The sequence below is a fragment of the Clavibacter sepedonicus genome (assembly GCF_000069225.1).
Lineage (GTDB): Bacteria > Actinomycetota > Actinomycetes > Actinomycetales > Microbacteriaceae > Clavibacter > Clavibacter sepedonicus.
Window position 1 is genome coordinate 1,793,904 of record NC_010407.1, and the last position, 18,116, is coordinate 1,812,019.

Below are 18,116 nucleotides of genomic sequence, written 5' to 3' on the forward strand. Positions count from 1 at the left end.
CACCGTCTTCGGTGCCCGGTCGATCAGGTGGGTCGGCTGGCGGCCATGATCTCGTCGAGGGCGTCCTGCGGCAGCTCCATGCCCGAGATCGCGCCGAACTGCCGCATCGTCATGGACGCCATCATCGCCATGTGCTCCGGGGACACCGCGTCGTCAGTGAGGCCCAGGACCTCGATGACACGCGCGCCCAACCGGGGGTGCTCGAACCACACGCCCATGGCGGTGTCCATGGTGAGCTCCGTCTCGGCCACGTCGCCGGCCAGCTCGACGGCGACCTCGTGGAGGACCGTCTCCGCGTCGGCGGCCACCTGGATCCGGTACTCGCCGGGGCTCACGATCCACCCGCCTCGGAGCACGTCCCAGTAGGCGAACGCGCGACGGGGCAGCTCCAGCTCGACCGTCCGCGTCTCGCCGGGCTGCAGGTGCACCTTGTCGAAGGCGCGCAGCTCCCGCGACGGGCGCCGCACGGGTCCGGCGTCCGTCCCCACGTAGACCTGGACGACGTGCTTGCCGGCGCGGGCGCCGGTGTTCGCCACGTCCACCCGGACGAGGACCGAATCGGCGCCGACGACCTCGATCCGGGGCTCGCCCGTCGAGAAGGTCGTGTAGGAGAGACCATGGCCGAACGGGTACCGGACGGCCCTGCCGAACGTCGGGAAGTAGCGGTACCCGACCATGACGCCCTCCCCGTACCGGACGCTCCCCTGCTCCCCGGGGAAGTTGAGGCTCGAGGGGTGGTCATCGAGGCGGAACGGGATCGTCTCCGCCAGGTGCCCGGAGGGGTTCACGCGCCCGAAGAGGATCTCGGCGAGCGCGTGGCCGCCGCCCTGGCCGAGCAGGAACCCCTCGAGGATCCCGTCGACGGCATCGTGCCAGCCCTCGAGCGACACCACGCCCCCGTTGGCGAGCACGACCACGGTCCGCGGGGCGGCTTCCGCGACGGCCAGGATGAGCTCGACCTGATCGCGGGGGAGGTCCATGTCCGCACGGTCGATCCCCTCCGACTCGGCGCGCTCGTCCAGCCCGGCGAACACGATGGCCACGTCGGACCGACGCGCCTCCTCGACGGCGGACGAGGCGAGCGCGTCGTCCCCGGCGACGTCCGTCCGGAAGCCCCGGGCGTACGCGACGGAGACGCCGTCCTGCATGGCCAGGTCGCGGATCTCCTCGAGCGGGGTGTCGATCCGGGTCGGGTGCACGTGCGCGCTTCCTCCCCCCTGGTACCGGGGCTCCTCGGCGAACTGCCCGATGACCGCCACGCGCAGGCCGGGTCCCAGCGGGAGCACGTCGCCCTCGTTGCGGAGGAGGACGGCGCACTCCGCCGCGAGCTCTCTCGCGATGACGTGATGACGCGCGTAGTCCACGTCGACGGGTGCCGTCGAGACGGGTGCCGTCGAGCGGTAGCGGGCCAGCCGGGCGATGCGCGCGACGCTGGCGTCCAGGTCCTCCTCCCGGAGGGCGCCGGAGCGGACGGCGGCGACGATGTCGTCGTCGAAGGCACCGCTGCCCCCGGGCATGTCGAGGTCGAGGCCCGCAGCGAGGGCGGCGACCCGGTCGGTGATGGCGTTCCAGTCGGAGACGACGGCGCCCGTGAAGCCCCACTCCTCGCGGAGGAGGTCGGTGAGCAGCCACCGGTTCTCCGCGGAGGGGATCCCGTTGATCTTGTTGTACGCGGACATGACGGTCGCCGGCGACGCCTCCGTGACGACCCGCTCGAAGGCGGGCAGGTAGATCTCCCGCAGCGTCCGCTCGTCGACGTCGGCACTGATCGTCTGCCGGTTCGTCTCCTGGTTGTTCGCCGCGAAGTGCTTGACGGAGACCCCCGGTCCCTCAGCCTGCAGACCTCGGGTGAAGGAGGCTCCGAGCACCCCGGCGAGCAGCGGGTCCTCCGAGTAGTACTCGAAGTTGCGCCCGCACAGCGGGGAGCGCTTGATGTTGATCCCGGGTCCGAGGACGATGTCCACGCCCTGCGCCCGTGCCTCGCGTCCGATCGCGTGCCCGAGCCGGGCCGCCAGCTCCGGATCCCAGCTGGAGCCGACGGCGACTCCGGGCGGGAAGCACGTCGCGGGGTCGCTCTCGAACATGGCGAGATGGTCGTGCTGCCCGGACTGGTGACGCAGGCCGTAGGTCCCGTCCGCGAGGACGACCGGCGGGAGGCCGATCTCCTCGATGGCCTCGGTCTCCCAGAAGCTCCTGCCCGACACGAGCGCCGCCTTGCGCTCAAGGGGCAGCCGGCTCAGCCCGGCGATCCGGTCCTCCCGGGGATCGTGGGGTCGTGTCTCTTCCATGGCGGTGCCTCCTGGCGTGGGTCGGTGCGAGCCGCCGACGATGGCGGCCGGTGCTGGTGCTGGTGCTCGTGCTCGTGGTGATGGCGGCGTCGACGCCGTCGCGGCTCGCGAGAGGACGCGTCATCGCATCGCCCTACTGAACCACGGGCGTTGGCGCGCGTCAACGACAAATGACATCGGCAGTTGACACGCGACAACGCACGGCGTACCGTCCCCTCCAGCCGGTCATCGACGCACCGGCTCGAGAACCTGCACCACCGGATGCCAATGGAGCCACCGTGACCCCCGCACCTTCCTCACCCGATCAGAACCCCGCGCAGATCCTGCCGAACGCCGCCGAGGCCGTCGCCGACTACGTCCTCGACGAGCTCGAGGGCAGCGGGCCGCCGCCTGCCGCTGAGCCGGCGCGCGTCGGCCTGGGCTTCATCCTCATCTACATGTTCAGCTACTTCGGTCTGAACCTCGTGATGCTGATGCCCGCCCTCTTCAGCCTCGCCTACAAGGTCCAGCTCATCGACCCGGACAACCGCAACGTGAGCCTCGGCCTCGTGTTGGGTCTCGGCGGCATCATCGGCCTCGTCGGCGGCCCGGTCGCCGGCGTGCTGAGCGACGCGACCCGGCTGAGGTGGGGGCGCCGCCGGCCGTGGCTCGTGGGTGGAGTCGTGATCTCCGCGCTGGGTGGACTTGTCCTCGCCGCCGCGCCGAACGTGCCCGTGATGATCCTGGGCTGGGCGGTCGCCCAGCTCGCGGTGGCCGTGATCAGCGCCGGCTTCAACCCGATCCTCGCGGAGTTCGTGCCCACTGAGCAGCGCGGGCGCCTGGGCGCGCTCGGCGGCCTCTCCGCGGCGTTCGCCGGCGTAGGGGCAAGCCTGCTCGGCAGCTTCCTGACGGGCAACATCTTCTTCCTCTTCCTGCTCCCCCCTGCCGTCTTCGCCCTGGGGGTGCTCATCCTGGTGCTGCTCCTCAAGGAGCGGGCTGCTCCCGCGGACACCCTCGTGCCGTCCATCGCCGACGTCTTCAAGGGCTTCTACTTCGATCCCCGGAAGCACCGTGACTTCGCCTTCGTGTTCCTCGGGAAGTTCCTGCTGCAGTTCGGCTTCACGTTCTTCAGCACCTACCAGCTCTACTTCCTGCTCGATCGACTCGGGTACACGCCGGAGAAAGCCGGCCGGAACCTGGCCGTCGCCGGAGGCGTCAGCCTCCTGGCCCTCATGGTCTTCGCGGTCCTGGGCGGCTTCCTGTCCGACAAGCTCCGCCGACGCAAGCCCTTCATCTACGGCGCGGCGCTGCTCATCGCCGGCGGCCTGGTGTGGGTCTCGCTAGCCCCGGACCTCAACAGCTTCATCATCGGCGGCGCCCTCCTCAGCGCAGGGACGGGTGCGTTCACCTCCGTGGACCTCGCCATGGCGACGGACCTCCTCCCGGAGAAGGACAAGGCGGGCAAGTACATGGCCATCTACTACATGTCATCCGGCATCCCGGGGATCATCGCCCCCATCGTCGCCCCCGTCGTCCTCGCCATCGGCGGAGGAGACAACTACTCGCTGCTCTTCATCTTCGGCGGCATGCTCGGGCTCGGGACCATCATCACCACCTCGCGGATCCGCGGAGTCCGCTGATGCGACAGGGGGTGGCATCCCGCGGGGCGCCACCCCCTTCCCAGCCTCCCCTGCCCGTCCGCATCCACCCCGACTCCGACTCCGACTCCGACTCCGACTCCGACTCCGACTCCGAGGACATCCCCATGAGCACCGACCCCGACCACCGCGACACCCGTCTGGACACCGTAGACCGGGTGCGGGACCTCCTCGCCCGCATGACGCTCGAGGAGAAGGCCGCCCAGATCACGTGCCCGTTCGGCACCGCGGTCGACGTCCACACCCCGCCGGAGGCCGGCTGGGGCACGGCCACCGCGGCCCTGTTATCGCTCGGAGCGCTGCCCCGGGACGCGGCGCGGAAGGGCGACGCGCTGCAGCGGGCGCACGTGGAGGGCACCCGCCTCGGCATCCCCGTCCTGCTCGCCGAGGAGGCGCTCATCGGGCTCAAGGTCCGCGGAGCCACGACCTTCCCGGACGCCATCGCGCAGGCCGCCACCTGGGACGCGCCGCTCATCCGGACGGTCGCGTCGCGCATCGGCCTGCAGATGTCCCGCATGGGCATCCGCCAGGCGCTGTCCCCGCTCGCGGACGTGGCCCGGGATCCGCGCTGGGGCCGGGTCGAGGAGACGTACGGCGAGGAGCCCTACCTCGTCGGCACCATGGCCAGCGCGTTCGTGGACGGGCTGCAGACGGCGGATCCGGAGCGCCCGCTGATCGCCACCCTCAAGCACTTCATCGGCTACGGGGCGAGCGACGGCGGCCGCAACACCGACGTCGCGCACATGGGCGCCCACGAGCTCCGCGAGGTCTACGCGCTGCCCTTCGAGATGGCCATCCACCTCGGCGGCGCCCGCGGCGTCATGCCGGCGTACAACTCCATCGACGGCGTGCCCGTCACCGGTTCCCGGGCGCTGCTCCGGGGGCTCCTCCGCGACGAGCTCGGCTTCGACGGCCTCATCACCTCCGACCTGGAGGCGGTGTCGCAGCTGTCCACCAAGCACGCCACCGCCCCGGATGCCGCCCATGCGTTCGCTCAGGCGCTGCGCGCCGGCGTCAACGCCGACCTCGACAACAAGGTCTCCGGGGGCGTCATCGTGGCCGCGGTGCGCGACGGCGTGCTCACGGTGGCGGAGCTGGACGACGCGGTCGGCGGGATCCTCCGCGCGAAGCTGGAGATCGGGCTCCTCGATCAGCCGTACATCGACCTCGACGCCGTACCCGAGTCCCTCGACTCGGACGAGGACCGGGCGCTCGCCCGCCTCGTCGCGGAGCGGTCCGCCATCCTCCTGCGCAACGAGGCCGTCGACGGCACCCCGGTGCTCCCGCTGCCGTCGACGCCCCAGTGGATCGCCGTCATCGGCCCGAACGCCCACCGGCCGATGGGGCAGCTGGGGAACTACAGCTACCAGGTGCTCGACAGCATGACGCAGCGCTTCGCCGAGGCCGCCAACCCGCAGGCGCGCATCAGCGCGGACCTCGACACCGGGGCGGACGGCGCGGAGCTCCTCGTGGAGTCCGTGCCCGTCGTCACGTTCCTCGAGGGCATCCGCGCGCGGGCGCACGAGGGCTCCTCCGTCGTGTACGCCCGCGGCTGCCCCGTGAGCTCCGAGGACCGCTCGGGCATCGCCGAGGCCGTCGAGACCGCCCGCACGGCCGACGTCGCCGTCCTCGTCGTCGGCGACCAGGCCGGCATCGGCGCGTACGGCACGGTCGGCGAGGGCATCGACAGCGCCACCTGCGAGCTCCCCGGCATCCAGCGCGAGCTCGTGGAGGCTGTCGTCGCCACCGGTACCCCCACGGTCGTCGTCCTCAGCCACGGGCGGCCCTATGTGCTCGGCTGGATGGCCGAGACGGTGCCCGCCATCGTCTCGTCGTTCTTCGGCGGCGAGGAGGCGGGCCCGGCCGTCGCCTCCGTGCTCTTCGGCGACGTGAACCCCGCCGGGCGGCTGCCCATCGCGATGCTGGAGTCCGTCGGAGCGGCACCGCTACCCTACTGGCGCACGCTGATGCCGGACAGCTACGCCGACGGATCCACGCGCGCGGTGTTCCCCTTCGGGCACGGCCTCAGCTACACGGCCTTCGAGTACCGCGACCTGGCGGTCGAGTCCGACGAGGTGCCGACCGACGGTTCCGTCCGACTCTCCTTCACCGTCGTGAACGTCGGTGAGCGCTCCGGCGACGAGGTGGTGCAGGTCTACGGCCGCGACATGGTCGGCCGCACGACGCGACGCGGACGCGTGCTCGTCGGCTACGAGCGCGTCGCACTCGAGGCGGGTGCGGCCGTGCGCGTGTCGATCGACGTCCCGGCGAGCGTGTTCGCCCTCTGGGACGCGACGGACGGCTGGGTGGTGGAACCGGGGTTGATCCGCTTCTACGTGGGACCGTCGTCGGCCGTCTCCGCCCTGCAGGCGAAGGTCGTGCTCACGGGCGGGGAGGCCCGTCCCGGACGTGACCGCGCGCTCGTGAGCACCATCCGGTCGAACCCCGTCGACCCCGACGCCGCCACAGGGCCCGCGCGCGCGATCGACCTCGCATCCGTGGTGCCCGTGACCGCGGAGAGCACCGTCCGCGAGTGGCTGGACCACCCCGTCGGCGGTCCCGAGCTGCGGGCCGCGCTCGGCGGCGTGGAGGAGGACATGCTCGCCGACGCGTTCGGCCTGTCGTTGGAGCGGATGGCCTTCTACAGCCAGGGCGCCATCCCCGGTTCCCTCGTGGACGACCTCGTCGAGCGGGTGCGCGTAGCGCATGTCGGATCCTGACGTGCGGGCCGGCGCGGGCAGGGGCCGGTCCGCACCGTCGGAGGCACTGACCGCCGGTATGGCAAGCTGATCCGGACAGGAGGGTTCCCGCCATGGCAACGAGCGCCGACGTCGCGCAACACGCGGGTCTGTCCCGGTCGACCGTGAGTCAGATCCTCAACGGACGGGAGCACCTGTTCCTCGAGGAGACCGTCACCCGGGTCCGCGCGGCCGCGGCGGAGCTCGGCTACCGCCCCTCCATGGCGGGCCGCACGCTCGCCCGCGGGACCAGCGACATCGTCATCACCCTGATCCCCGACATCACGTTCAACGCCCGCCTGCGCGAGCTCATCGACGCGGTCACCCGTGGGCTCGCCGAAGCCGGTCTCACGAACCTGCTCCGATTCGTCGGCTCTGACGACTCGTTGGACTCGCTGGAGGACGCGATCCTGAGGCTCAAGCCGTTCGGGGTGGTCAGCCTCGCGTACCTCAGCGACGAGCAGCAGGAGCGCGTGCTGGCCCGCGGGGTGCGGCTCGTCGCCCAGTCCGCCGCCCTGCAGGCCGCCATCGACGAGTCCTTCGGCCGGCTCCAGGCAGAGCACCTGGCCGCGAGCGGGTACACCACGCTCGCCGCCGTGCTCCCGGTGTCGGCCCGGGAGGAGTCGTTCGCCGCACCGCGGGAGGCGGGCGTGCGGGCGTGGGCCCGGGAGGCCGGGATCGACGTGATCCCGACGCGTCACGTCACCATGGAGCGGGGCGGGGCCTTCGATGCGATCCGCGACCTCCCCGCCGGCCCGGTCGGCTTCGCGGCGTACAACGACGAGGTGGCCGCCGCCCTCCTCGGAGCGGCGATCAGCCAGGGGATCGACGTACCGCGCCGCCTCGGCATCATCGGCATCGACAACTCCCCCATCGCGCGCTCGTCGACACCGTCGATCACGACGGTGGACTACGACATCGAGTTCAGCGGCGTGGAGATAGTCGAGGACATCCTCGGCCGCGGGCCCGGCAGGGACGTGCTCGACCCCGCGCGCGAGGTCCAGCAGCGCCTCCGCGTCATCGCCGGCGAGACGACCCTGCCCCCTCGGGTCTGACCGCCGCGGGTCGTCCCGCGCACCGCCGCCGTCGCCCGCGGAGGCGCTGCGTCGGCCGGCTGTTCCCGGCCCCGAGCAGGTTCCCGCCGCCTGCGGTCGAGTGTCCAGCGCCGTCGCGCATGTGGCGTTGACACGCGTCAACGCTTTGCGCATAATGATCCTGGCAAGGGGGTCGCATCGGCGTTCCCGGCCCGAGCCCCTGCCTCCACCGCCCCTGTCGCGCCGCGACCCTCACCCCAGAGAGACGCCGATGACCCGCATGCCCTTCAACACCGGCTGGTCTCACCGCCGCAAGACCAGCATCTTTGCCGACGTGCAGGGGCAGGCGGCCGCCGGCTCAGCCGTGCGCCTCCCCCACGACGCCCTCATCGGCCTCGAACGCCGCGCGGATGCTCCGAGCGGTGCCGCGGGAGCGTTCTTCCCGGACGGCGCCTTCGAGTACCGGAAGGCCTTCGACGTCCCCTCCGAGTGGAGCGAGAAGCACGTCTCGATCGAGTTCGAGGGCGTGTACCGCGACGCGATGGTCTACGTGAACGGCGCATTTGCCGCACAGCGCCCCAACGGCTACGCGAGCTTCGTCGTCGACCTCGACGCGCACCTCGCGTACGGCGAGGAGAACACGATCCGCGTCGATGCCCGCGTGCACGACGACTCCCGCTGGTACACCGGTGCGGGGATCTACCGCGAGGTGCACCTCCGGGTCTCCGGCCGGGTCCACGTCGTCGAGCAGGGCGGGCTCCGCATCACGACTCCCGACGTGGACGATCGGCGCGCCGTCGTCCAGGTCGAGACGCAGCTGCGGAACACGGGCCTCCGCACCGTGACGGTCGAGGTCGCGAGCGAGGCCGTCACGCCCGACGGGCGCGTCGTCGGCACCGGGACGAGCCCCATCACGCTCCTCCCGCGGATATCGGGCGTCGTGCGCCAACGGCTCTACGTGGCCGAGCCGGAGCGATGGAGCGTCGACCGCCCTGCCCTGCACACGATCCGCACCTCGGTGCGCCGTGACGGCGAGGAGCTGGACGCTCGGGAGACGACCTTCGGCATCCGCACGCTGCAGCTCGACCCGGATCATGGGCTGCGCATCAACGGCGAGACGGTGAAGCTGCGCGGCGCGTGCATCCACCACGACAACGGGATCCTGGGCGCGGCGACCTTCGCCGACGCCGAGGAGCGCCGCGTGGTGCTCCTCAAGGCGGCGGGATTCAACGCGATCCGCAGCAGCCACAACCCGATGAGCGCCGCGATGCTCGACGCCTGCGACCGCCACGGGATGCTCGTCATGGACGAGACGTTCGACATGTGGAGCGAGTCGAAGTCGCCCTTCGACTACTCCCTCGCCTTCCCGGAGTGGTGGGAGCGCGACGTCGAGGCGATGGTCGCCGATGACATCAACCACCCGAGCGTGATCATGTACTCGATCGGCAATGAGATCCCCGAGACGGGCAACCCGATCGGCAGCGGCTGGGGGCGCCTGCTCGCCGAGAGGATCCGGGAGCTCGACGACACGCGCTTCATCACGAACGGCATCAACGGGTTCGTCTCCGCCCTCACCGAGGTCACGGCGATGATGGAGGAGGCCATGGCGGCCGCCGCATCCGTCGCGACGGCCCCCTCCGACGGAGCCGAGGGCGACGGCGGGGTGAACGCCCTGATGGGCGACGGCGACGCCTTCATGGACCAGGTGGCGGTGTCCCCCCTGGTCACGGCGGCCATCGCGGAGTCCTTCGCGTTGCTCGACGTCGTCGGCCTCAACTACGGCGACGCCCGCTACGAGATGGAACGGCGCGATCACCCCGGCCGCATCGTCGTCGGGACCGAGACCTTCCCCTCCCGGATCGACGCGAACTGGCGGCTCGTGACCGACAACCCGCACGTCATCGGCGACTTCACCTGGTCCGGCTGGGACTACCTCGGTGAGGTGGGCGTCGGCCGGGTGAAGTACGAGGGCGAGTCGACCGGGTTCGACGGCGAGTACCCGTGGCTCACCTCGTGGTCCGCCGATCTCGACATGACCGGGCATCGACGACCCATGTCCTACTACCGGGAGACGGTGTTCGGCCTCCGCTCCACCCCGTTCATCGCGGTCCGCCGCCCCGAGAACCACGGCCGCGCGTTCACCCTCGGCCAGTGGAGCTGGACGGACGCGATCGAGAGCTGGAGCTGGGACGCCGAGGAGGGCACGCCCATGATCCTCGAGGTGTACAGCGACGCCGACGAGATCGAGCTGCTGCTGGACGGCGAGGTCCACGCCCGCGTGCAGGTCGGAGGACGCCGGCGCTTCGTCGCGGACTTCGAGCTGCCGTACCGCCGCGGCACGTTGACGGCCGTGGCGTTTACCGGCGGCGTGGAGACCGGTCGCGCCGATCTGCGCTCCGCGTCCGACGACGTCGTGCTCGCGGTCCGCGCGGAGCGCGAGACCGTCGGCACCGGGGACGGGGCCCTCTCCTTCGTCGAGATCGAGCTGCGTGACCGTGAGGGCGCTCTCGCGAACCACCGCGACCGCCCCGTGACCGTCCAGGTGGACGGCCCGGGTTCGCTCGTCGCGCTCGGCAGCGGCCGCCCACTTACCACGGAGCGCTTCGACGGCGACACGCACGGCACCTACGACGGACGCGTGCTCGCCGTCGTGCGCCCCGACGGCGAGGGTGACCTCCACGTCACCGTCACAGCGCCGGAGCTCGCCCCGGTCACCGTGCGCGTTCGAGCCGAAGCATCCATGAGCACTGACACGAAGGAGAACCCATGAAGGACCGTCTGGACGATCAGGTCGTCATCGTCACCGGCGCCGCATCCGGCATCGGCCGTGGCACGGCCCTCCGACTCCTCAGCGAAGGTGCGGTGGTCACGGCCCTCGACCTCCGGGACGAGGACCTGGCGAAGCTGGCGGATGCCGTACCCGCGCATCACCGCGAGCGACTGTCCACGGGCCGCGTCGACATCGCGGATGAGCACTCCGTGCAGTCGGCGGTCGCCGATGTCCTGGAGCGGAATGGCCGCATCGACGGGCTCGTCAACGCCGCCGGGATCCTCTACGGCGATCACACGCACGAGATGACGCTCGAGCGGTGGAACCGGCTCGTGCAGGTCAACCTCACCGGGACGTTCCTCGTCGTGCGGGAGGCGCTGCCGGCGCTCGTCGCGACCGGATCCGGCGTCATCGTCAACTTCGCGTCGACGTCCGCGTTCTACGCGCACCCGTACATGGCCGCGTATGCGGCGACGAAGGGGGCCATCGCCGCGTTCACGCACTCCGTCGCCCTCGAGTACGCGAAAGACGGTCTCCGCGCGATCAACATCGTGCCCGGCGGCATCCACAGCGGCATCACGAGCACGACACCGCAGAACCTTCCCGCCGACGCGGACTGGAGCATCCTCGGCCACCTCGGTGCCCGGCTCGGCGACGGCGACATGGGGAGGCCGGAGGACCGCGGGGGTCATCGCCATGCTCCTGTCCGAGGACGGGGCGTTCATCACCGGGACCGAGATCCGCATCGACAGCGGGACCCACGCATAGGCGGTCCACCGGCGCACGTCGAACCCGATCACGCGTCCGGGTAGCGCATCGGTGACCTGTCGGACGACGAGCGAGTTGATGGACGCCCGTGAGCGCAGAGCATCGCTCGTCGCGTCGCTGCGGGTGCGGAACGGGTCAGTGGGCGGTCCCGAGCTCGATGAGCAGCACGCCCCCGACCACGAGGGCGACGCCGATGCCCATCAACCAGGTGAAGCGCTCCTTGAACGCGATCACGCCGATCACGGCGGTGAGGGCGACGCCGGCAGCCGTCCAGATGCCGTAGGCGACGCCCAAGGGAACTCCTGCGTCGAGGGTCAGGGTGAGCAGGCCGAACGCCGCGAGGTATCCGACGGCCACCCCCGCATACCAGCGCCGCCGATCGACCGCGAGGCGGAGGGACACCGTGCCGGCGACCTCGAACAGGATCGCGCCGGCCAAGAGCAGATAGGCCATCAGCGGTCCTCCGCCCTTCTCGCGGCGTGCGCACCCAGCTCGATGCAGAGCACCCCGCTCATGATCACCGCGATGCCGGCGACCATGAGCGGGGTCAGCGGCTCGCGGAACACGACGGATGACCCGACTGCCGTCGACGCGACGCCGCCCGCTCCCCAGACGCCGTATGCGACTCCCAGTGCCATACCCGTTCGCAGGACGGCGCCGAGCAGCACGAACGCGCTCACGTAGCCGACAGCCACCAGGACGTACAGCGCCGGTTGGTCGAGCGCGCCCTTCAACGACAGCGACCCCGCCACCTCGGCGAGGACGGCGACGGCGAGGAGCGACCAGCCCTTCACGTCTCGACTCATGCGGGTGCCCCCCTGCCGATGAGGTCATGGGCGAGACGTCGAACGACCTCGCGCTCATCGTCGTCGGCTGTCGGGATGCCGAGGGAGGCGTTGAACCAGGCCCCGTCAGCGAGGAGGCGAGCGGCTCGCAGCGCACCGCGCCGGGTCGGTGACCCCGCGAGATCCTCGCCGAACCATGGTCCGAGCCGCGCCGTCCAGAGGCGGGAGAGTCGCTCACAAATCCGCGCGTCGACGAGGAATGCCAGATCACTGAGGTCGAAATCTCCGTCGAGTGCGTGATCCACGTAGGCGCGGAGTCGCGCCGTCGCGCCGTCGGACTCCCCGACGCGCGCACGGAGATCGGCTTCCCAACGGTCGAGGATGTGATCCACCACGGAGACCACCAGGACCTCTTTCGTGGCGAAGTGGTGGATCACACCGGGCTTGGTCAGGCCCGCCTCTCGGGCGACCGAGTCGATGGTGAGGGAGTCACCGCGACGGAGGACAGTGGTGGCGTGCTCCAGGATCTCGCCAGGGGAAGACATGCTATCAGTGTACCTACCGAACGGATGGTAGGTGTTGTGGAGGCGCAGTCAGGCACCACGCCGATACCTGCCCGACACCGGACACCCGGTCGGCGGGCCCTCGGACGCACGAGACCCGCACGGGCCTCGATGAGGCGTCACGAACATCGCTGCGTCATCTGCGCGTGACGCTGTTGCGGAGCGTGACCGGCGGTGAGGGGGCGCTCTCGGCGTCGAGGATCGCGATGTCGTGGAGAGACGCGAAACGTCGGAGGCCCCCGGCCCGACTGCATCCGCTCGATGACGCCGCTCGGCCGGGGTCTCCACGAGACATGCGCGAGGTCTCCCCTGGCCCGGACGGAGACACGGCACCACGAGGGGAGGGCGCTCGGGCCAGCGAGCATCACGCGAGCAGGCAACGACCGCCAGTGCTCACCCAGGGCGGTCGAGATGTCCGATCGGAGATCCCCCGGACCACCTGGACGACGGACGCGCGCCTGTGACTCGTGCCGCTGAACGGCGGTGGTCTGCTGCCGGTACACGTCGGTTCGGGGTAGCCGGCTTCGCACGCGCTGGCGTCGTGCCGGGGTCGGGGAAGACCCGCTAGCCCCGGCGGAAGAGCCTCGCGAGCAGCCCGCCACTCGATTCGGCCTTCGGGTGGCCCTGGCATCGGTCGGTTCGCGCGACTCCTCGCATGACGTGGTCCACGTGCTGTCCACAGCCTGCCCAGTCCTTCTTCCCGCACACCCTGCACGTCACCTGTCGGCACATCCCCTTGCTCCTTGTCGTCGGATGCCGCACGTGCGGCACTCGACGAACTATACCCCCGGGGGTATAGTGGTCCGCATGAGATCAGTGATCATCGGAGGGGTGGCCGGCGGGATGTCGGCCGCGACACGGCTGCGGCGGCTGGACGAGGGACGCGAGATCGTCGTGTTCGAACGCGGCGCATACGTGTCGTTCGCGAACTGCGGACTCCCGTACCACGTGGGCGGCGTGATCCCCGAGAGGGCGTCGCTCCTCCTCCAGACGCCGGAGTCGCTCGCTGCTCGCTTCCGCCTCGACGTGCGGGTGCGACACGAGGTCCTCGCCATCGATGCGACGGCGAAGACCGTGACCGTGCGCGACCTCGAGGCAGCCGCCGATCAGGTGCTCGAGTACGACGACCTGGTGATCGCGGCGGGCGCGGGCACGGCATCGAGCACACCTGACGGCGGTGTGCCGTCGTCCACGCTCCGGAGCGTCGAGGACGTGGACGGCATCATGGCTCTCCTCGACGGCAGGACGGACGCGCACGCCGTCGTGGTCGGTGCGGGCTTCATCGGGCTCGAGGCGGTCGAGAACCTCCTCGCCCGGGGCGTGCGGGTGACGCTCGTGCAGCGCGGCGACCAAGTGCTGTCGCCGCTGGATCCGGAGATGGCAGCCCCTGTCCATGAGACGCTGCACGCCGCGGAGGTGGACGTCCGGACCGGGACGACCGTGACGGGCGGCTCGGCCGGGCACGTGCACCTCTCCGACGGCACTCGCGTGAGAGCGGACCTCGTGATCCAGGCCGCCGGCGTCCACCCCGAGACGGGTCTCGCGCGCGGAGCCGGGTTGAGCATCGGCCCGAGTGGCGGCATCGCCGTCGACGGTCGCCAGCGCACGAGCGACCCGTCGATCTGGGCGGTCGGTGACGGGGTGGAGAAGATCGATCACCTCGACGGCGCCCCGACGCTGGTGACGATGGCGGGACTCGCCAACCGGCACGGACGCGCCGCGGCCGACGACATCGTCGGCGCTGCGGTGACCGACGCCGCACCCGCGCTCGGGACCGCGATCCTCGGCATCCTCGGCATCACCGTCGGGCTCGTCGGGTGGAACGAGAAGCGCCTCGTCGCGGAGGGGCGGCGCCACCGGATCATCCACACGCACCCCGCCTCGCATGCTGGCTACTACCCGGGTGCGCAGCAGATGGCGATCAAGCTCCTCGTGGATCCGGACGACGACCGGATCCTCGGCGCGCAGATCGTCGGCCGCGACGGCGTCGACAAGCGGCTGGACGTGATCGCGGTCGCCATGACCGGGGGTCTGACCGCCTCCGCGCTGTCTCGGCTGGAGCTGGCGTACGCGCCGCAGTACGGATCCGCGAAGGACCCCGTGAACCTCCTCGGCTACGTCGCCGAGAACGCCGCCACCGGCACGACCCGTTCCCTCCAATGGCACGAGCTCGAGGCCGCACTCGACGCCGGGGCGACCCTGGTCGATGTCCGCACGGCCGGCGAGCACGCGAGCGCAGCGATCCCCGGTGCCGTGTCGCTGCCGTTGGACGAGCTGCGCGCGCGCCACGATGAGCTCCCCGCCGGACCGCTCGTCGTGCACTGCCAGGTCGGACAGCGCGGGCACACCGCCGCACGTCTCCTGACCCAGCTCGGGCACGACGTCCGCAACCTCGACGGCGGCTGGCTCACCTGGCGAGCCGGAACCGCATCCACGACCCGCACCACTGCCGCGACCGCGGCCTGACGGAAGGCACGACCCATGAAGAGCATCACCGTCCACGACCTCGCCGCTGCCACGGGAGCGACCATCATCGACGTACGCGAACCCGACGAGTACGCCGGCGGCCACGCCCGCTCGGCCGTGAACGTCCCCCTGTCCGAACTCGGCGAACGCCTCGATGAGATCCCGACGGACCAACCCGTGCACGTCATCTGCCAGTCCGGCGGCCGCAGCGCCCGGGCCACCGACGCACTCGCGGCCCGCGGCATCGACGCCATCGACGTCACCGGCGGCACCTCCGCCTGGATCGACGCCGACCTGCCGACGGACCGCGCATGAACGACGGCACCGGGCAGCTCCACGACGCCGACGCGGTGAGGAAGGTCGCCAACCGGCTCAAGCGCGCCCAGGGACAGCTCACCGCCGTCATCACCGCCGTCGAGAACGCCGGCGACTGCCGCGACGTCGTCACCCAGCTCGCCGCCGTGTCCAGTGCTCTGGACCGCGCTGGGTTCGCGATCGTCTCCACGGCGATGCAGCAGTGCCTCGTCGCCGACGACGTCGACGACGCCGAGCCCTCTCCGCGGAAGCTCACCATCGAGGAGATCGAGAAGCTCTTCCTCACCCTGGCGTGACGGCGCGCATCATCTCGTCGCGGACGCCGAGGGCTCTCAGGGACACCGGATCGCGATGGTTCGCGGACGACCCATCGAGCATGCCCTCGGGGCGCTCGAGGTCTTCATCCCTCGTCTCGCCGTCACGCGTCTCCCCCGCGACAGCCGCGGGTGCTCATGACAGAGGCCGCGCCGACCGGCCTCCGGGGATGCCCGCGGGTGAGCACGACGAGACCGGATGCGCAGCGCCAGCTCGACGCGCTGGTGACGGGCGGCGTGCAGAGCGGCACGCGTTCGCCGAGGCACCTCCGACAGCCGGTCCGCGATCGAGTGGCCGGGCATGAAGGAACTCCTCGAGTGCGCCGAGACCGGCGACACGTCGTCGTCTCGCGCATCGACCGCCTGGGCCGCTCCATGCTCGATGTCCTCAGCACCGTGGCACTCCTCTGCGAGCGCGGCGTGCAGACCCCCGCGCGAACTGCGGACACGCCGTATTCGCCGGCGACCCGTCCGCGATGAATACCGCCCTCGTGCTGCGGCGGGCGATCGTGCGCGGCACCATCACCACGGAGTCGCTCCCCTCCTCCCTGGCCACGTCGGCCCCGGGAACCGCCCCGACTCCTGTGCTCGTCCTGGGCGGTCTCGACGACGCGATCAGGTCGTCCATCACCACCGTCGACGACCGCATCCCGACCGCCGCCACCCGCGCCGAGCTGCCCACGACGACGCCGCTGCCACGGCGGTGGCCGATACTGCGCACCTACGAACAGGACGGATGACGCCCGACCGGCTCCGCCCACCGTCACCGGGCCCTCGGCCGAGGCGAGCTCCTGTTCGTGCTCGACCGCCCCGGGAAGCGCCTGGAGCACACCCTGAATCCCGATGACCTCACCGACGCGCACGCCGTCGCCGCGATCCCGCGCCTCACCCGCGGCACCTGCCGTCTCCTGGAACGGCTCTTCCCGCAGATCGCCCGGATCCTCGAGATCCCGCAGCTCGAGACCATCACCGAGGATGTCATCGGAGCCGCCGCCTGCATCGTCGTCACCGATGACGACACAGAGCGGCATCAGGACTGCGCCATCGAACGGCGCCGCCCACACACCTGTCGCAACCGGCTGGTCCGGCCTTGATCCCGGTGATCTGGGGCGGGAGTCCCCCGCATTCCCTGCCGGGTTCGACGACATCCACAGCCGTCGTGCCTGACCGCCGGTGCCCCGCCGCCCGGGCCCATCCGGGCGAGCGCCTCCCCGGGGTGCGACGCTGGGCCCGATCCCCCACGTCATCCAGTGATCAGCGGAGCGGGCATCCCGTCCCGGACCCTCCCTCCGGTGGCGGCCATCCGCACCGACGGGCCCCTCAGCGCGTCGTCGCCGCCAGGGACTCCGCCAGGCTCGTCGGACGACGACCGAGGACTCGCGCGACGTCGTCGTTCACGTGACCCATCTCGCCAGCGGCCCTCGCGGTGTACGTGCTGGTCCACGCGTCGAGCTGCCATTCGGGTGCCTTCCCGACCGCCCGCGACGCCCGCGCCTCCTCACGGGTCTCGTCCTCACACCGCACCGTGCGCCCGGTGGCCGCGCCGACGGTGGCCGCGCGGACGGTGGCGGCGATCTCTGCCATCGTCAGCGCCTCGGGTCCGGATAGGTCGTACGTGACACCCGCGTGGGGAGCGGGATCCCGCAGGATGGCCACCACCAGCTCGGCGATGCCGGCGCGCGTCACCGCGGCGACGCGGCCATCGCCGGCCGGCCCGCGGATCGCGCCGTCGTCGCCGACGAGCTGGCTCACGAAGTCGATGTAGAAGGCGTCGCGCAGGAACGTCCACGTCATCCCGGAGGTGCGGATCCTCTCCTCGGCCGCGTGATGGTCGCGGGCCAGCGTGAAGGTCGCGTCCGCCTCCGCTCCTGCGAAGGACGTGTAGACGACGTGCTCGACGCCCGCCTCGGCCGCCGCGTCCACGAACGCGACGTGCTGCGCGAGCCGGTGCTCGTCCTCGGCCGCCGAGACCATCAGCACCGTCGAGACGCCGGTCAGCGCGGCGACGGAGGCTGCGTGATCCCCGTACGCCGCCTCGTGGACCGTGGTGCCGGCCAGGTCCGGCGCTCGCGCGGGCGTCCGGACGAGGAGCCGCGGCGGGAGACGGGCGTCCGCCAGGCTCCTGGACACCGCTCGCCCGACGGCACCTGTCACCCCGATGACGGCGATGACCGCGGTGGGCCTGGTCATGATGGACTCCCGTCGGCGCGGTCGTCGGAGACTCGCTGTACCAGCCATGAGGCGGCCCCGTCTCGCGAGGAGGCGGGGGCCGCGTCGTGCCGTGCGTCCGCGCATCAGGACCCGGGACGCGTCATGATCACGTCGAATGTGGACGTCCGCGCGTTCCCGTCACGGTCTTTCGCGGCGCAGGTGACCGTCGACGTGCCGACCGGGAAGATGCCGCTGCGCGGGATGTGCACACCACCCGCACGTTGCCG

The 18,116-nt window shown here is 71.3% G+C and carries 16 protein-coding genes; 11 read left to right on the forward strand and 5 right to left on the reverse strand.

Going from position 1 to position 18,116, the window contains the following annotated elements; genetic code table 11:
- Positions 1-23: 23 nt before the first annotated feature.
- The gene (locus tag CMS_RS08430; RefSeq protein WP_012299056.1) at positions 24-2,288 is read right to left on the reverse strand and encodes a beta-glucosidase; all 2,265 of its coding nucleotides are present in this window, start codon (positions 2,286-2,288) and stop codon (positions 24-26) included.
- A 278-nt stretch (positions 2,289-2,566) separates the two neighbouring features.
- Here CMS_RS08430 and CMS_RS08435 point away from each other — a divergent pair, with 278 nt between their 5' ends.
- From CMS_RS08435 to CMS_RS08455, 5 genes are all read left to right on the forward strand, one after another.
- Positions 2,567-3,907, forward strand: a complete 1,341-nt coding sequence (locus tag CMS_RS08435; protein WP_012299057.1) for an MFS transporter — start codon at positions 2,567-2,569, stop codon at positions 3,905-3,907.
- 125 nt (positions 3,908-4,032) lie between these two features.
- Positions 4,033-6,645 (forward strand): glycoside hydrolase family 3 N-terminal domain-containing protein, encoded by a 2,613-nt coding sequence (locus tag CMS_RS08440; RefSeq protein WP_041464964.1) that lies wholly within the window; start codon positions 4,033-4,035, stop codon positions 6,643-6,645.
- A 92-nt stretch (positions 6,646-6,737) separates the two neighbouring features.
- Positions 6,738-7,718 carry a LacI family DNA-binding transcriptional regulator gene (locus CMS_RS08445; RefSeq protein ID WP_012299059.1) on the forward strand — a complete coding sequence of 327 codons (981 nt, stop codon included), beginning with the start codon at positions 6,738-6,740 and terminating at the stop codon, positions 7,716-7,718.
- Positions 7,719-7,968: 250 nt separating this feature from the next.
- Complete coding sequence (locus CMS_RS08450; RefSeq protein ID WP_041464553.1) at positions 7,969-10,467, forward strand: glycoside hydrolase family 2 TIM barrel-domain containing protein; 2,499 nt, start codon at positions 7,969-7,971, stop codon at positions 10,465-10,467.
- A complete protein-coding gene (locus tag CMS_RS08455; RefSeq protein ID WP_223842612.1) occupies positions 10,464-11,279 on the forward strand; it encodes an SDR family NAD(P)-dependent oxidoreductase in 816 nt (271 codons plus the stop codon). Before CMS_RS08450 ends, CMS_RS08455 begins: the two co-directional genes overlap by 4 nt.
- Before the next feature lie 91 nt (positions 11,280-11,370).
- On the opposite strand, the gene CMS_RS08460 is transcribed toward CMS_RS08455, so the two are convergent.
- The 3 genes from CMS_RS08460 to CMS_RS08470 are packed head-to-tail and all read right to left on the reverse strand — an operon-like array spanning position 11,371 to position 12,565.
- A complete protein-coding gene (locus tag CMS_RS08460; protein WP_012299061.1) occupies positions 11,371-11,688 on the reverse strand; it encodes a DMT family transporter in 318 nt (105 codons plus the stop codon).
- Entirely contained in the window at positions 11,688-12,029 is a 342-nt protein-coding gene (locus CMS_RS08465; RefSeq protein WP_012299062.1) for a DMT family transporter, read from the reverse strand. The genes CMS_RS08460 and CMS_RS08465 overlap by 1 nt, the downstream gene beginning before the upstream one ends.
- Positions 12,030-12,037: 8 nt before the next feature.
- Positions 12,038-12,565, reverse strand: a complete 528-nt coding sequence (locus CMS_RS08470) for a TetR family transcriptional regulator (protein ID WP_012299063.1) — start codon at positions 12,563-12,565, stop codon at positions 12,038-12,040.
- Positions 12,566-13,390: 825 nt separating this feature from the next.
- Here CMS_RS08470 and CMS_RS08475 point away from each other — a divergent pair.
- The 6 genes from CMS_RS08475 (at position 13,391) to CMS_RS08495 (ending at position 16,772) form a co-directional block, all read left to right on the forward strand.
- Complete coding sequence (locus CMS_RS08475) at positions 13,391-15,049, forward strand: FAD-dependent oxidoreductase (protein WP_012299064.1); 1,659 nt, start codon at positions 13,391-13,393, stop codon at positions 15,047-15,049.
- A 15-nt stretch (positions 15,050-15,064) separates the two neighbouring features.
- Positions 15,065-15,364, forward strand: coding sequence for a rhodanese-like domain-containing protein (locus tag CMS_RS08480; RefSeq protein ID WP_012299065.1), 300 nt, complete (start codon positions 15,065-15,067; stop codon positions 15,362-15,364).
- On the forward strand, positions 15,361-15,660 hold the full coding sequence (locus CMS_RS08485) for a metal-sensitive transcriptional regulator (protein WP_012299066.1): 300 nt from the start codon (positions 15,361-15,363) through the stop codon (positions 15,658-15,660). Before CMS_RS08480 ends, CMS_RS08485 begins: the two co-directional genes overlap by 4 nt.
- A gap of 156 nt (positions 15,661-15,816) precedes the next feature.
- Positions 15,817-16,158, forward strand: a complete 342-nt coding sequence (locus CMS_RS18330; protein ID WP_133064083.1) for a recombinase family protein — start codon at positions 15,817-15,819, stop codon at positions 16,156-16,158.
- Positions 16,155-16,418 (forward strand): hypothetical protein, encoded by a 264-nt coding sequence (locus CMS_RS08490; RefSeq protein ID WP_106408774.1) that lies wholly within the window; start codon positions 16,155-16,157, stop codon positions 16,416-16,418. Before CMS_RS18330 ends, CMS_RS08490 begins: the two co-directional genes overlap by 4 nt.
- Before the next feature lie 57 nt (positions 16,419-16,475).
- Complete coding sequence (locus tag CMS_RS08495) at positions 16,476-16,772, forward strand: hypothetical protein (protein ID WP_049791916.1); 297 nt, start codon at positions 16,476-16,478, stop codon at positions 16,770-16,772.
- 226 nt (positions 16,773-16,998) lie between these two features.
- Here CMS_RS08495 and CMS_RS08500 read toward each other — a convergent pair whose 3' ends face one another.
- The gene (locus tag CMS_RS08500) at positions 16,999-17,868 is read right to left on the reverse strand and encodes an SDR family oxidoreductase (RefSeq protein ID WP_012299067.1); all 870 of its coding nucleotides are present in this window, start codon (positions 17,866-17,868) and stop codon (positions 16,999-17,001) included.
- Positions 17,869-18,116: the final 248 nt, after the last annotated feature.

Coding starts and splice junctions, on each gene's coding strand:
- CMS_RS08430 (WP_012299056.1), bottom strand. CDS start 2,288: ATGGAAGAGACACGACCCCACGATCCCCGGGAGGACCGGATCGCCGGG.
- CMS_RS08440 (WP_041464964.1), top strand. CDS start 4,033: ATGAGCACCGACCCCGACCACCGCGACACCCGTCTGGACACCGTAGAC.
- CMS_RS08445 (WP_012299059.1), top strand. CDS start 6,738: ATGGCAACGAGCGCCGACGTCGCGCAACACGCGGGTCTGTCCCGGTCG.
- CMS_RS08450 (WP_041464553.1), top strand. CDS start 7,969: ATGACCCGCATGCCCTTCAACACCGGCTGGTCTCACCGCCGCAAGACC.
- CMS_RS08455 (WP_223842612.1), top strand. CDS start 10,464: ATGAAGGACCGTCTGGACGATCAGGTCGTCATCGTCACCGGCGCCGCA.
- CMS_RS08460 (WP_012299061.1), bottom strand. CDS start 11,688: ATGGCCTATCTGCTCTTGGCCGGCGCGATCCTGTTCGAGGTCGCCGGC.
- CMS_RS08470 (WP_012299063.1), bottom strand. CDS start 12,565: ATGTCTTCCCCTGGCGAGATCCTGGAGCACGCCACCACTGTCCTCCGT.
- CMS_RS08475 (WP_012299064.1), top strand. CDS start 13,391: ATGAGATCAGTGATCATCGGAGGGGTGGCCGGCGGGATGTCGGCCGCG.
- CMS_RS08480 (WP_012299065.1), top strand. CDS start 15,065: ATGAAGAGCATCACCGTCCACGACCTCGCCGCTGCCACGGGAGCGACC.
- CMS_RS08485 (WP_012299066.1), top strand. CDS start 15,361: ATGAACGACGGCACCGGGCAGCTCCACGACGCCGACGCGGTGAGGAAG.
- CMS_RS18330 (WP_133064083.1), top strand. CDS start 15,817: ATGACAGAGGCCGCGCCGACCGGCCTCCGGGGATGCCCGCGGGTGAGC.
- CMS_RS08490 (WP_106408774.1), top strand. CDS start 16,155: ATGAATACCGCCCTCGTGCTGCGGCGGGCGATCGTGCGCGGCACCATC.
- CMS_RS08500 (WP_012299067.1), bottom strand. CDS start 17,868: ATGACCAGGCCCACCGCGGTCATCGCCGTCATCGGGGTGACAGGTGCC.